This is a genomic window from Paenibacillus sp. Marseille-P2973 (genome assembly GCF_018101095.1).
Lineage (GTDB): Bacteria > Bacillota > Bacilli > Paenibacillales > Paenibacillaceae > Fontibacillus > Fontibacillus vini.
This window is the reverse complement of record NZ_JAGQEH010000020.1, coordinates 36,317-48,771: the sequence shown is the minus strand read 5'-3', so window position 1 is coordinate 48,771 and position 12,455 is coordinate 36,317. Positions and strand designations below refer to the sequence as shown.

The window sequence follows — 12,455 nt, the reverse complement described above, 5'->3', positions numbered from 1 at the left end:
GTTGATGGATTACCAGCTTGCTTTTTTCACGCCAGGAATCTGGCCTTTATAAGCTAATTCACGGAAGCAAATTCTGCAAATTTTGTACTTCTGCAATACCGAGTGTGGACGACCGCAACGCTCACAACGGGTGTATGCCCGTACTTTGAATTTCGGTGTGCGTTGTTGTTTAACTTTCATCGAAGTTTTTGCCACTTAGCCTGACACCTCCTAAATAGTTTCGGAGAAAAGAAACGAATCGTTCTTACTTCGCAAATGGCATTCCGAGACCGGCCAGCAATTCGCGGGACTCTTCATCGGATTTTGCCGTAGTTACGATAACGATATCCATACCGCGCACTTTATCTACTTGGTCATACTCGATTTCAGGGAAGATCAATTGTTCCTTGAGGCCGAGTGTATAGTTACCGCGTCCGTCGAATGCTTTCGTCGATACGCCGTGGAAGTCACGGACACGCGGAAGCGTTACGTTGAACAGTTTGTCGAGGAAATGGTACATGCGCTCGCCGCGAAGAGTAACCTTCACGCCGATCGGCATGTTCTCACGGAGTTTGAAACCTGCGATAGATTTCTTAGCGCGAGTGATAACCGGCTTTTGACCTGCAATCAGCTGCATATCGCTTACTGCGGAGTCCAGTACCTTCGAGTTAGCTACTGCGTCACCTACACCCATGTTGATGACAACCTTCTCGATTTTTGGCACTTGCATTACTGTTGTATAGTTGAATTTTTGAATCAAAGCAGGTGTTACTTCGTTCAAAAAGCGTTCTTTCAATCTTGCCATGAATCATGTACCTCCTTTCTTTACATTCCTGGATTAGTCGATTACTTCACCGGATTTTCTTGCTACACGAACCTTTTTACCGTTGTCCAATACTTTGTAACCGATACGAGTTACTTTTCCGCTCTTAGGATCAACGTGCATAACGTTCGATGCATGAATCGGAGCTTCCTTCTCGATGATGCCGCCTTGTGGGTTCAGCTGATTAGGTTTTTGATGTTTCTTCACCATATTCACGCCTTCTACCAGCACACGGTTTTCACGAGGATAAGCGGCGATGACGCGGCCTTTTTTGCCTTTGTCTTTACCGGAGATCACGATGACCGTATCGTCCTTTTTGACATGCAGCTTATTGTTATGGGATTCCAGAACTTTTTTCAGTCTAGGCATTCTTTACACCTCCTGTATATCGGGGTTGGGGTTTTCCAATTAGATAACTTCCGGAGCCAAGGAAACGATTTTCATGAAGTCCTTGTCGCGAAGTTCGCGTGCGACTGGTCCGAAAATACGAGTACCGCGTGGGCTCTTGTCATCCTTAACTACAACCGCTGCGTTCTCATCGAATGCGATGTAAGAACCGTCTTTACGACGAACCGAACGTTTCGTACGAACGACAACCGCTCTGACTACATCACCCTTTTTGACAACGCCGCCTGGTGTTGCTTGTTTCACAGAACAAACGATCAAATCACCGATTTGCGCTGTGCGACGACCAGTACCGCCCAAAACGCGGATACACATCAATTCCTTCGCGCCGGAGTTGTCAGCAACATGCAAACGTGTAAATGGTTGAATCATGGTAATGTCCTCCTTTCAGTCTAAGCTTCCCTGCTATTAGATAATAATCGCTTTTTCAACGACTTCAACGAGTCTCCAGCGTTTGTCTTTAGACAATGGACGAGTTTCGGAAATTTTAACCGTATCACCGATTTTCGCAGTGTTGTTCTCGTCATGCGCTTTAAATTTCTTAGTGTATTTAATGCGCTTGTGGTACAAGTCATGCTTCTTGTAGGTTTCAACAGCTACAACGATGGTTTTATCCATTTTGTCGCTGACAACTTTACCGATTTGCACTTTACGGCTATTGCGTTCTTCCATGGTTAGCCTCCTTCCTGGACTTAGGCGCTTCGCATTCACAATGCGCAATATTAACTAATGATCCCGAGTTCTCTTTCACGTAATACGGTTTTAGCACGAGCTATTTCCTTACGCACGTCACGAATCCGAGTCGGGTTGTCAAGCTGGCCAGTGGCCAATTGAAAACGGAGGTTAAAGAGTTCTTCTTTAAATCCTGCCACTTTTTGTTCAATCTCAGCAGTGGTTAAGTTGCGAAGTTCATTAGCTTTCATTTGCTTCACCACCCAATTCTTCACGTTTCACAAACTTCGTTTTGATCGGCAGTTTGTGGGCGGCAAGACGCATAGCTTCACGCGCGATTTCCTCCGATACACCGGCAAGCTCAAACATGATTTTGCCAGGTTTCACAACTGCGACCCATTTTTCTACGTTACCTTTACCGCTACCCATCCGGACTTCAAGAGGCTTTTGAGTAATCGGTTTGTCAGGGAAAATTTTGATCCATACTTTACCGCCCCGTTTGATGTAACGCGTCATTGCAATACGCGCTGCTTCAATTTGACGGTTTGTAATCCAAGTTGGCTCAAGAGCTTGCAGGCCGTATTCACCGAAGTTCAATTCAGTACCGCCTTTAGCTTGGCCTCTCATATTACCGCGTTGTTGCTTGCGGTGTTTAACACGTTTAGGTACCAACATGATTAGTTGCCTCCTTCCTGAACAGCTTGTTGTTTCTTAGCCGTAGGAAGAACCTCTCCACGATAGATCCATACTTTTACGCCGATACGTCCATAAGTCGTATGAGCTTCTGCCGTACCGTAGTCGATGTCGGCGCGGAGTGTATGAAGTGGAACAGTTCCTTCACTGTAGCCTTCCGAACGAGCAATTTCAGCACCGCCGAGACGACCGCTGACTGCTGTTTTAATCCCTTTCGCTCCCGAACGCATAGTTCTTTGGATCGCTTGTTTGAGCGCACGACGGAAAGAAACGCGACGTTCCAATTGTTGTGCGATGCTCTCAGCGACAAGAATCGCGTCAAGATCAGGGTGTTTGATTTCAGAAATGTTGATGTGAACTTTTTTGCCGCCTGCGATTTTAGTGATTTCATTGCGCAGGTTTTCAACCTCCGAACCACCTTTACCAATTACCATACCTGGTTTGGCAGTATGAATCGTAACGTTCACGCGGTTAGCCGCTCTCTCGATTTCAATGCGAGATACTGCGGAGTCTTTCAGTTTATTTTTCAGGTGTTCACGAATTTTAACGTCTTCAAGCAAAAGATCACCGAAATCCTTGCCTGCGTACCATTTGGATTCCCAATCACGGATAATCCCTACTCGTAATCCGACCGGATTTACCTTTTGGCCCACACGTTTTCCCTCCTTATTTTTCGGATACCACCAATGTGATGTGGCTGGTGCGTTTGTTGATCCGGCTTGCGCGTCCCATTGCACGAGGACGGAAACGTTTCATAGTCGGACCTTGGTTTACGTAAGCTTGCGAAATAACCAATTTATTAACATCCAGAGAATAGTTATGTTCAGCATTGGCAATCGCCGAGTTCAAAAGCTTCTCCACAACCGGGGAAGCCGCCTTTGGAGTATGGCGGAGAATCGCGATAGCTTCGCCAACTTGCTTGCCGCGGATCAAGTCAACAACGAGTTGAACTTTACGCGGGGCAATGCGGATAGACCTTGCATGTGCTTTTGCTTCCATGTGTGTTACCTCCTCTCAAACGAAGAACTTATCGATTAACGTCTCGTTTTCTTATCGTCGTCCGTATGACCTTTGTAGGTACGGGTTGGAGCAAACTCGCCCAGTTTATGTCCTACCATATCCTCGGTTACATATACCGGTACATGTTTGCGGCCGTCATATACGCCGAACGTGTGGCCAATGAATTGCGGGAAGATTGTAGAACGACGGGACCAAGTTTTGATCACGACTTTCTTGTTAGAACCGTTCACTTCTTCCACTTTCTTGAGCAGGTATCCATCGATAAATGGCCCTTTTTTAAGACTGCGACTCATTTCTTTATCCTCCCTTCGTTACGCTGCTTGTTTCGATCTTTCATCCACTACCGCGAAGTGATCCGCAGAGTGCGGATTACTTCGTACGGCGGCGAACGATATATTTATCAGACGCTTTGTCCTTTTTACGCGTTTTGTATCCAAGGGTTGGTTTACCCCAAGGAGACAATGGCGATTTACGACCGATCGGAGCGCGACCTTCACCACCACCGTGTGGGTGATCGTTAGGGTTCATGACGACACCGCGCACTTCAGGACGTTGTCCGAGCCAGCGGCTACGGCCTGCTTTACCAATCTTCACGAGTTCGTGGTCTCCGTTGCCTACAGCGCCGATAGTAGCGCGGCAAACCTTGAGAACTTTACGAACTTCGCCGGAAGACAGGCGGATCGTTACGTATTTTTCTTCTTTACCAAGCAATTGCGCTTCTGTACCAGCTGCGCGAACGAGTTGTCCGCCTTTGCCAGGCTTCAGCTCAATGTTGTGGATAACTGTACCTACTGGAATGTTTTCGAGCGGCATAGCGTTACCGATTTTGATGTCGGAGCCAACGCCGGATTCGATCATGTCGCCCACTTTCAGGCCTTTAGGAGCCAGAATGTAGCGTTTTTCACCATCGGCATAGTGGATCAAAGCGATGTTGGAAGTCCGGTTCGGGTCGTACTCGATTGTAGCAACTTTACCTGGAATTCCGTCTTTGTTCCGTTTGAAGTCGATAATCCGGTATTTACGTTTGTGTCCGCCGCCATGGTGACGAACCGTAATTTTACCTTGGTTGTTGCGGCCAGCCGTTTTGCTCAGCGGAGCCAACAACGATTTTTCCGGTGTATCCGTAGTGATTTCTTCGAACGTAGACACGGACATGCCGCGTCTTGCCGGAGATGTCGGTTTATACTTTTTGATAGGCACTAGATTTCCCTCCTTACTTTAACGATTTTATACCGATTCAAAGAACTCAAGCGGTTTGCTGCCTTCCGCCAAAGTAACGAACGCTTTCTTCCATTCCGGAGTATATCCGAAGTGACGTCCGTAACGTTTTGGCTTAGCAGGAACGCGCAGGGTATTCACATTGCTCACTTTAACACCAAAGATCGCTTCCACAGCTTTTTTGATTTCGGTCTTGTTGGCTTTGATATCCACTTCGAATACATATTTCAATTCGTTCATGTAATCAGCCGTACGTTCCGTAATCACCGGGCGCTTGATAATATCACGAGGATCTTTCATTACGCGAGCACCTCCTCTACCTTCTGAACTGCTTCCTTCGTAATGATCAGTTTGTCGTGCGTCAGCACGTCAAGAACATTAATGCCGTCGGCCGCTACGAATTTCACACCAGGAATGTTGCGAGCGGAAAGCGCTACGTTGTCGTCATAAGAAGGAGCTACAACGAGAGCTTTACGATCTACTTTCAGGTTGTTCAAAATCGCTGCGAATTCTTTTGTCTTAGGTGCGCTCAGGCTCAATGCATCAAGAACGATGATATCCTGATCGATCACTTTCGAAGACAAAGCCGATTTAATCGCCAAACGACGTACTTTCTTCGGCAATTTATAAGAATAGCTGCGCGGAGTTGGTCCGAATACCACACCGCCGCCTACCCATTGCGGGGAGCGAATGGAGCCTTGACGAGCACGGCCCGTTCCTTTTTGTTTCCAAGGTTTACGACCGCCGCCGCGAACTTCGGAGCGTCCTTTTACTTTATGGGTACCAAAACGCAGGGAAGCGCGTTGCATAACGACTGCTTCATGCAGAACATGTGTATTTGGCTCGATGCCGAATACCGCGTCGTTCAGTTCAACTTCGCCTACTTGGCTACCGCTGACATTAAAAAGTGCTACTTTTGGCATTTGTTGTTCCTCCTTTCTTCAGTCAATTATTTCTTAAGAGTTTGTTTGATTTTTACGAAGCTGTTTTTAGGACCTGGGATCGAGCCTTTAACGAGCAAAACATTACGTTCAGCGTCCACTCTGATCACTTCAAGGTTCTGAATAGTAACTGTTTCGTTACCCATATGTCCTGGAAGGCGTTTGCCTTTAGGAACGCGGTTCGCTTGAATGGAACCCATGGAACCTGGTCTACGATGATAACGGGAACCGTGCGCCATAGGGCCGCGGCTTTGTCCCCAGCGTTTGATAACGCCTTGGAACCCTTTACCTTTCGAAATACCAGTTACGTCAACAAATTCGCCTTCTGCAAACATATCGACTTTGACCTCTTGGCCAACTTCATATCCTGCAAGATCAACACCGCGAATTTCGCGAACGTAGCGCTTAGGCGTTGCGTTTGCCTTTTTAGTATGACCTGCTTCAGGCTTAGTAGTTCTAGATTCTTTCTTATCGGAGTAACCGATTTGAATGGCTTCGTAGCCGTCGTTCTCCAGATCTTTCTTTTGCAGAACAACGTTACCGCTCGCCTCAATAACCGTTACAGGAATAACATTCCCTTCCGGAGTAAACACTTGAGTCATTCCAAGCTTTTTCCCTAAGATACCTTTCATGTTGACACCTCTTTTCCTTTCCTATTCCAATGCTTATTGGGTATTACAATTTGATTTCGATATCTACACCGGACGGCAGGTCCAAGCGCATCAAGGCATCCACAGTTTGTGGAGTCGGATTAACAATGTCGATCAGACGTTTATGCGTCCGTTGTTCGAATTGTTCCCGCGAATCCTTGTACTTGTGTACCGCACGGAGAATAGTAATTACTTGTTTCTCAGTTGGCAACGGAATCGGCCCGGATACACCAGCACCCGAACGTTTTGCTGTTTCAACAATTTTCTCTGCGGATTGATCAAGAATTCTGTGGTCGTAAGCTTTCAAACGAATACGAATTTTTTGCTTTGCCATTTTAGTCCCTCCTTCTATCGCCCAATTTGGTATCGGACATACTCCGTGAAAATTTTCCGACCACCCTCCCATGGCAAAGGGGCCGGGTGTGTCAGTAACCTCTCACATCATCGCAACGTCACAGAACAACATTCATTATTATATAGAAAAGGCGGGCGCTTTGCAAGCTTTTATACAAAAGTTTTTATTGTGGTTTTTCATGGGTATTTACTCCCCGTTCTGATATTCAAAAAAGGCGCATTTCTCAAGGAAATACGCCATTTAACTTCTATTATAAATTCAGGGAAATTCGGTTCAGGCGTTCCGCCGACTCTGCGACTGTGGCCGTAGATGATCCGATTCCTTCTATAGTAGTAATCAATTCGCGGATTTGTTCTTCTAACAATATAATATCCTCCGCACTATTCTTCATCGAGTTCAAGATATGGATAAACATGTCTCCGCTTTCCTTCGATTGCGCTTTCCCTTGTTCCGCCAATCCCCGAACTTCCTCTACAGCATGTACGACTCGGGTCGAGATTTCTGCAGATTGATGGGCGAGATCCGCAATTTGAACCACCGTACTTTTCGCTTCTTCCGATAGCTTGTTCACTTCCCGGGCAACAACCGCAAACCCTAACCCCTGTTCACCAGCTCTTGCCGCTTCTATAGATGCGTTCAACGAGAGAAGTTTGATCCGGCTTGCAATGTCCTCTACGGCACTCACAACTTTATTAATTTGTGCAGAGGATTGTCCAAGATGCTTCAGCGATTCTTCCATAGAGCTGGTCTTTACATGAATGACCCCGATGTGCTCCTGTAGAAGCTGCAAAATGTCTCTTCCCTCTTCAGCCTGTTCTCTTGTATTTGAGGCGGTCTTTGAAGAATTCCGGATGGACATACTCACCTCATTGCTACTGGTTACCAGCTCTTCAACGGCTGCGTTCGTTCCTAAGCTTAAATCTTCAAGCTCCTCACTAAAAGTGGTGATTTTGCTTTTTAACTCATTTTTCACCAGTTCATATTGTTGTTCTTTCTCAAGGATGTTCTCCTTTTCATAAGCTTCCAACACCAGCTGCTGTTCAAGGTTTAAGAGCTTTGTCGTTGTCCGCACCATTTGCAAAAGAAGCTGTTCATCTTTGACTTCCTGGTAAATTGTCTGCAAAAACGCATTTTGCAGGTTTTGAAATGCCGATAGATACCATTTTGGCTCCAATCCGACGCGCTTATGGACTTTAGCGATTTTTAGCCGTTTCATAATAAATGCTTGATCGACATTCCCACTGAACATATCAAGCAGATGTTCTCTTAGGGTTTCCTTCAGTTTTTCAACCGTGCTGTGTTCTTTAATGATTTCCTCTAGCTTGGATACATCCAGCACCGACTGATAAAAAGAATCCACAATCCAGTCGATCTTTCTAGAGATCATAGGTCTCATATGATGGAGCAGCTGAATATCCCCTTCATGAAAATCAATCATTCTCAATTGCTCATTTATCTCGGTCTGTCCGTCGATAACAAGCTGGTTTTCGTCCCATACCCAATCCGGTTTGACAACGGAAGCGGAATAATTGTAATGGTTGGCTTGTGCAGAGGGGGATGATGGGCGGCTTAGAAAAGAAAAGGGGCATTTCATCGAGTGTTTATCCTCTCTTTGGGGATGTCTGATGATCTTAATGAGAGAATTATAACTGTGCTAAAAATCACTGTAAAGATAAATTTCTACATTATTCGACATATTTATTGCACTAAATGTCGAATTGGACGATTTTATCAACTGTAATATAAAAAAAAATCCGTCCCCTAAGGAACGGATCTCTCAAGCAATAAATTGCTTTATTATTTGCTGATTTTAACAACGGCACCGGATCCAACTGTACGGCCGCCTTCACGAATGGAGAAACGAGTTCCTTCTTCGATAGCGATCGGGTTGATCAGTTGAACAGTAACTTCGATGTTGTCACCAGGCATAACCATTTCAGTACCTTCTGGCAGGTTGATAACACCTGTTACGTCAGTTGTACGGAAATAGAATTGTGGACGGTAGCCAGTGAAGAAAGGCTTATGACGTCCGCCTTCTTCTTTAGTCAATACGTATACTTGAGCGGAAAACTCAGTATGCGGATTAACGGAAGCTGGCTTTGCCAATACTTGGCCGCGTTCGATTTGAGCACGGTCTACACCGCGGAGCAATGCGCCGATGTTGTCGCCCGCTTCAGCGGAATCGAGCAATTTACGGAACATTTCAACGCCTGTAACAACCGATTTCTTAGTTTCTTCGCGGATACCCACGATTTCGATTTCGTCGCCGACTTTAACAGTACCGCGCTCTACACGACCTGTAGCAACAGTACCACGGCCAGTGATGGAGAACACGTCTTCGACAGGCATCAGGAACGGTTTGTCCACTGGACGCTCTGGAAGCGGAATGTACTCGTCGATGATTTCGAACATTTCAACGATTTTCTTAGCCCAGTCACCAGTAGGGTTTTGAAGAGCTTCACGAGCGGAACCTTGGATGATTGGAGTGTCATCGCCAGGGAACTCATATTCGTTAAGCAGGTCGCGAACTTCCATTTCAACGAGTTCGATCAATTCAGCGTCTTCAACCATGTCGCATTTGTTCAAGAATACAACGATGTAAGGAACGCCTACGTTACGGGACAACAGGATGTGCTCGCGAGTTTGCGGCATTGGGCCGTCAGCTGCGGATACAACCAGAATCGCTCCGTCCATTTGTGCAGCGCCAGTGATCATGTTTTTAACATAGTCGGCGTGCCCTGGGCAGTCAACGTGTGCATAGTGGCGGTTAGGAGTTTCATACTCAACGTGGGACGTCGAGATTGTGATACCGCGCTCGCGCTCTTCTGGAGCTTTGTCGATTTGGTCGAATGCTACAGCAGCACCGCCATATGTGGTAGACAATACAGTCGTGATGGCTGCAGTCAGAGTTGTTTTACCATGGTCGACGTGACCGATAGTACCGATGTTAACATGCGGTTTTGTACGTTCGTATTTAGCCTTTGCCATTTTAAACATTTCCTCCTTAAAATATGGATTGTTATGTTGGACTAACCAGGGAATCCATCCCCTAAACAGGTTCCAAAGATTCCCCGGTCAGTAGGTACTGAAATTTATTCTCCGCCCTTGTTCTTGGACACGATTTCTTCAGCGATAGTCTTAGGAACTTCTTCATAGTGAGAAAGCTCCATCGAGAATACGCCGCGTCCTTGTGTACCGGAACGCAGGGTAGTCGAGTAACCGAACATTTCGGAGAGAGGTACTTTAGCACGGATAATTTGCGCGCCCCCACGGGAATCCATACCTTCGATCCGTCCGCGGCGGGAGTTCAGCATACCCATAACGTCGCCCATGTACTCCTCAGGAACCGTTACTTCAACTTTCATGATTGGCTCAAGCAGAACTGCTTGGCACTTTTCCTTGGCTGCTTTAAGCGCCATGGAACCGGCAATCTTAAACGCCATTTCACTGGAGTCAACGTCATGGTAAGAACCATCAACGATGGTTGCTTTAACGTCTACCAATGGGAAGCCTGCAAGGACACCATTCTTCATGGCTTCTTCAATACCTTGCTGAGCAGGCGCGATGTATTCTCTAGGTACGGAACCGCCGACGATCTTGCTCTCGAACTGGTTACCGCTACCTGCTTCCAGAGGTTCGAACTCAACCCAAACGTGACCGTATTGACCACGACCACCGGATTGGCGAACGAATTTACCTTCAACGCGAGCCGGAGCTTTGAACGTTTCACGGTAAGCAACCTGAGGTTTACCTACGTTAGTCTCAACTTTGAATTCGCGGCGCATCCGGTCGATGATGATATCCAGGTGAAGCTCACCCATACCAGCAAGGATCGTTTGACCCGTTTCTTCGTCCGTATGAGCACGGAGCGTAGGATCTTCTTCAGTCAATTTACCGAGAGCAACGCCCATTTTGTCTTGGTCGGCTTTCGTTTTAGGCTCAACCGCGATTTCGATAACCGGATCAGGGAAGTTCATGGATTCGAGAATAACCGGAGCCTTCTCATCACACAGTGTATCACCTGTTCCCGTATCTTTCAAACCTACGGCTGCCGCAATATCACCGGAATAAACTTCGGTGATTTCTTTACGGGTGTTGGCATGCATTTGCAGGATACGTCCGATCCGCTCACGTTTGTTCTTTGTTGCATTCAGCACATACGAACCGGATTGCAAAATACCGGAGTACACGCGGAAGAACGTCAGTTTACCCACGTAAGGGTCAGTCATAATTTTAAATGCCAATGCGGAGAACGGCTCTTCGTCGGAAGAGTGACGTTCCACTTCGGTACCATCATCCAAGTGACCTTTGATGGCCGGGATATCGATTGGAGCCGGCAGATAATCTACAACAGCGTCCAATACGAGCTGGATCCCTTTGTTACGGTAAGAAGAACCGCACACTACAGGGAAGATTTTAACTTCTACTACACCTTTACGAAGAGCTGCTTTCAGTTCTTCAACAGTGATTTCTTCACCTTCAAGGTATTTCATAGTCAATTCTTCGTCCAACTCGGCAACCTTTTCTACCAGTTCCGCGCGAAGTTCTTCAACTTTTGCTTGGTACTCGGCAGGAATTTCGGTTTCTTCGATGTTTTGGCCCAAGTCGTCTTTGTACATATACGCTTTTTGCTCAACGATGTCGATAATTCCGACAAAGTCGCTTTCTGCACCGATTGGCAGTTGGATCGCAACCGCATTCGCTTGCAGACGTTCGCGCATATCATTGACAACGTTCAGGTAGTCCGCACCGATGATATCCATTTTGTTTACATAAGCGATCCGAGGAACGCTATATTTGTCAGCCTGTCTCCAAACAGTTTCTGACTGAGGCTCAACGCCTTCCTTCGCACTGAAAACGCCTACTGCCCCGTCCAATACACGTAGGGAACGTTCAACTTCTACAGTGAAGTCAACGTGTCCCGGGGTATCGATGATATTTACGCGGTGACCCTTCCAGGAAGCGGTAGTAGCAGCGGACGTAATCGTAATCCCGCGCTCCTGCTCTTGCTCCATCCAGTCCATTGTTGCAGCACCCTCGTGAACTTCCCCGATTTTGTGCGTAATGCCTGTATAGAACAAAATACGTTCCGTTGTAGTTGTCTTACCGGCGTCAATATGCGCCATGATCCCGATGTTACGTGTATTTTTCAAGGAGAACTCTCTTGTCATGAATTAGTCTCCCTTCAAAATATTTTATTAAGTTGAACCGAATCCTACCAGCGGTAGTGTGCGAACGCTTTGTTCGCTTCGGCCATTTTGTGCGTATCTTCGCGTTTCTTAACGGAAGCGCCTGTGTTGTTGGATGCGTCGATGATCTCAGCAGCCAAACGCTCTTCCATCGTTTTCTCACCGCGGTTGCGGGAGTAGTTTACGAGCCAACGTAATCCCAAGGATGTACGTCTTTCTGGCTTAACTTCGATAGGTACTTGGTAGTTGGCACCGCCCACACGGCGAGCTTTAACTTCCAATACAGGCATGATATTTTTCAAAGCTGCTTCAAATACTTCCATTGGGTCATTACCCGTACGTTCTTGAATCAGGTTGAACGCATTGTACAGAATGCTTTGAGCAACTCCACGTTTACCGTCGAGCATGATGCGGTTGATCAGACGAGTAACAAGCTTGCTGTTATACACCGGATCTGGCAACACATCTCTCTTTGTAACTGGACCTTTGCGTGGCATAGTTATCCCCCTT

Annotated in this window: 19 protein-coding genes; all 19 read right to left on the bottom strand. The window is 46.6% G+C overall.

The genetic code is table 11. From position 1 onward, the window contains the following. Window positions 1–9: 9 nt before the first annotated feature. Complete coding sequence (locus tag KB559_RS23160) at window positions 10–195, bottom strand: type Z 30S ribosomal protein S14 (RefSeq protein ID WP_009226651.1); 186 nt, start codon at window positions 193–195, stop codon at window positions 10–12. A gap of 49 nt (window positions 196–244) precedes the next feature. Continuing rightward, window positions 245–784, bottom strand: a complete 540-nt coding sequence (gene rplE, locus KB559_RS23155; RefSeq protein ID WP_211025585.1) for a 50S ribosomal protein L5 — start codon at window positions 782–784, stop codon at window positions 245–247. A gap of 33 nt (window positions 785–817) precedes the next feature. After that, a complete protein-coding gene (rplX, locus tag KB559_RS23150; protein ID WP_211025583.1) occupies window positions 818–1,171 on the bottom strand; it encodes a 50S ribosomal protein L24 in 354 nt (117 codons plus the stop codon). 39 nt (window positions 1,172–1,210) lie between these two features. Beyond that, entirely contained in the window at window positions 1,211–1,579 is a 369-nt protein-coding gene (gene rplN / locus KB559_RS23145; RefSeq protein ID WP_211025581.1) for a 50S ribosomal protein L14, read from the bottom strand. A gap of 36 nt (window positions 1,580–1,615) precedes the next feature. Beyond that, window positions 1,616–1,879 (bottom strand): 30S ribosomal protein S17, encoded by a 264-nt coding sequence (rpsQ, locus tag KB559_RS23140; RefSeq protein ID WP_211025579.1) that lies wholly within the window; start codon window positions 1,877–1,879, stop codon window positions 1,616–1,618. A 50-nt stretch (window positions 1,880–1,929) separates the two neighbouring features. After that, window positions 1,930–2,130 carry a 50S ribosomal protein L29 gene (gene rpmC / locus KB559_RS23135; RefSeq protein WP_044482515.1) on the bottom strand — a complete coding sequence of 67 codons (201 nt, stop codon included), beginning with the start codon at window positions 2,128–2,130 and terminating at the stop codon, window positions 1,930–1,932. Beyond that, on the bottom strand, window positions 2,120–2,554 hold the full coding sequence (rplP, locus tag KB559_RS23130; protein WP_059040326.1) for a 50S ribosomal protein L16: 435 nt from the start codon (window positions 2,552–2,554) through the stop codon (window positions 2,120–2,122). Before rplP ends, rpmC begins: the two co-directional genes overlap by 11 nt. Before the next feature lie 2 nt (window positions 2,555–2,556). Next, window positions 2,557–3,225 carry a 30S ribosomal protein S3 gene (rpsC, locus tag KB559_RS23125; protein ID WP_211025577.1) on the bottom strand — a complete coding sequence of 223 codons (669 nt, stop codon included), beginning with the start codon at window positions 3,223–3,225 and terminating at the stop codon, window positions 2,557–2,559. Between the two features lie 13 nt (window positions 3,226–3,238). Further along, on the bottom strand, window positions 3,239–3,571 hold the full coding sequence (gene rplV / locus KB559_RS23120; RefSeq protein WP_211025575.1) for a 50S ribosomal protein L22: 333 nt from the start codon (window positions 3,569–3,571) through the stop codon (window positions 3,239–3,241). A gap of 35 nt (window positions 3,572–3,606) precedes the next feature. Further along, window positions 3,607–3,885 carry a 30S ribosomal protein S19 gene (gene rpsS, locus KB559_RS23115; protein WP_211025573.1) on the bottom strand — a complete coding sequence of 93 codons (279 nt, stop codon included), beginning with the start codon at window positions 3,883–3,885 and terminating at the stop codon, window positions 3,607–3,609. 76 nt (window positions 3,886–3,961) lie between these two features. Further along, a complete protein-coding gene (gene rplB, locus KB559_RS23110) occupies window positions 3,962–4,792 on the bottom strand; it encodes a 50S ribosomal protein L2 (protein WP_211025571.1) in 831 nt (276 codons plus the stop codon). A gap of 27 nt (window positions 4,793–4,819) precedes the next feature. After that, window positions 4,820–5,110, bottom strand: coding sequence for a 50S ribosomal protein L23 (gene rplW / locus KB559_RS23105; RefSeq protein ID WP_211025569.1), 291 nt, complete (start codon window positions 5,108–5,110; stop codon window positions 4,820–4,822). Further along, window positions 5,110–5,733, bottom strand: coding sequence for a 50S ribosomal protein L4 (gene rplD, locus KB559_RS23100; protein ID WP_211025567.1), 624 nt, complete (start codon window positions 5,731–5,733; stop codon window positions 5,110–5,112). Before rplD ends, rplW begins: the two co-directional genes overlap by 1 nt. Before the next feature lie 26 nt (window positions 5,734–5,759). Then, window positions 5,760–6,383 (bottom strand): 50S ribosomal protein L3, encoded by a 624-nt coding sequence (gene rplC, locus KB559_RS23095; protein WP_211025565.1) that lies wholly within the window; start codon window positions 6,381–6,383, stop codon window positions 5,760–5,762. A gap of 43 nt (window positions 6,384–6,426) precedes the next feature. Then, a complete protein-coding gene (rpsJ, locus tag KB559_RS23090) occupies window positions 6,427–6,735 on the bottom strand; it encodes a 30S ribosomal protein S10 (RefSeq protein WP_009226637.1) in 309 nt (102 codons plus the stop codon). Between the two features lie 271 nt (window positions 6,736–7,006). Then, complete coding sequence (locus KB559_RS23085) at window positions 7,007–8,350, bottom strand: globin-coupled sensor protein (protein ID WP_211025563.1); 1,344 nt, start codon at window positions 8,348–8,350, stop codon at window positions 7,007–7,009. 203 nt (window positions 8,351–8,553) lie between these two features. Next, window positions 8,554–9,744 carry an elongation factor Tu gene (gene tuf / locus KB559_RS23080; protein ID WP_211025561.1) on the bottom strand — a complete coding sequence of 397 codons (1,191 nt, stop codon included), beginning with the start codon at window positions 9,742–9,744 and terminating at the stop codon, window positions 8,554–8,556. A 104-nt stretch (window positions 9,745–9,848) separates the two neighbouring features. Continuing rightward, window positions 9,849–11,927: an elongation factor G gene (gene fusA, locus KB559_RS23075; RefSeq protein WP_211025559.1), complete on the bottom strand. Its 2,079-nt coding sequence runs from the start codon at window positions 11,925–11,927 to the stop codon at window positions 9,849–9,851. A 44-nt stretch (window positions 11,928–11,971) separates the two neighbouring features. After that, window positions 11,972–12,442 (bottom strand): 30S ribosomal protein S7, encoded by a 471-nt coding sequence (gene rpsG, locus KB559_RS23070; RefSeq protein ID WP_044482526.1) that lies wholly within the window; start codon window positions 12,440–12,442, stop codon window positions 11,972–11,974. Between the last annotated feature and the right edge of the window lie 13 nt (window positions 12,443–12,455).

Coding starts and splice junctions, on each gene's coding strand:
- rplE (WP_211025585.1), bottom strand. CDS start 784: ATGGCAAGATTGAAAGAACGCTTTTTGAACGAAGTAACACCTGCTTTG.
- rplX (WP_211025583.1), bottom strand. CDS start 1,171: ATGCCTAGACTGAAAAAAGTTCTGGAATCCCATAACAATAAGCTGCAT.
- rplN (WP_211025581.1), bottom strand. CDS start 1,579: ATGATTCAACCATTTACACGTTTGCATGTTGCTGACAACTCCGGCGCG.
- rpsQ (WP_211025579.1), bottom strand. CDS start 1,879: ATGGAAGAACGCAATAGCCGTAAAGTGCAAATCGGTAAAGTTGTCAGC.
- rpmC (WP_044482515.1), bottom strand. CDS start 2,130: ATGAAAGCTAATGAACTTCGCAACTTAACCACTGCTGAGATTGAACAA.
- rplP (WP_059040326.1), bottom strand. CDS start 2,554: ATGTTGGTACCTAAACGTGTTAAACACCGCAAGCAACAACGCGGTAAT.
- rplV (WP_211025575.1), bottom strand. CDS start 3,571: ATGGAAGCAAAAGCACATGCAAGGTCTATCCGCATTGCCCCGCGTAAA.
- rpsS (WP_211025573.1), bottom strand. CDS start 3,885: ATGAGTCGCAGTCTTAAAAAAGGGCCATTTATCGATGGATACCTGCTC.
- rplW (WP_211025569.1), bottom strand. CDS start 5,110: ATGAAAGATCCTCGTGATATTATCAAGCGCCCGGTGATTACGGAACGT.
- rplD (WP_211025567.1), bottom strand. CDS start 5,733: ATGCCAAAAGTAGCACTTTTTAATGTCAGCGGTAGCCAAGTAGGCGAA.
- rplC (WP_211025565.1), bottom strand. CDS start 6,383: ATGAAAGGTATCTTAGGGAAAAAGCTTGGAATGACTCAAGTGTTTACT.
- rpsJ (WP_009226637.1), bottom strand. CDS start 6,735: ATGGCAAAGCAAAAAATTCGTATTCGTTTGAAAGCTTACGACCACAGA.
- KB559_RS23085 (WP_211025563.1), bottom strand. CDS start 8,350: ATGAAATGCCCCTTTTCTTTTCTAAGCCGCCCATCATCCCCCTCTGCA.
- tuf (WP_211025561.1), bottom strand. CDS start 9,744: ATGGCAAAGGCTAAATACGAACGTACAAAACCGCATGTTAACATCGGT.
- fusA (WP_211025559.1), bottom strand. CDS start 11,927: ATGACAAGAGAGTTCTCCTTGAAAAATACACGTAACATCGGGATCATG.
- rpsG (WP_044482526.1), bottom strand. CDS start 12,442: ATGCCACGCAAAGGTCCAGTTACAAAGAGAGATGTGTTGCCAGATCCG.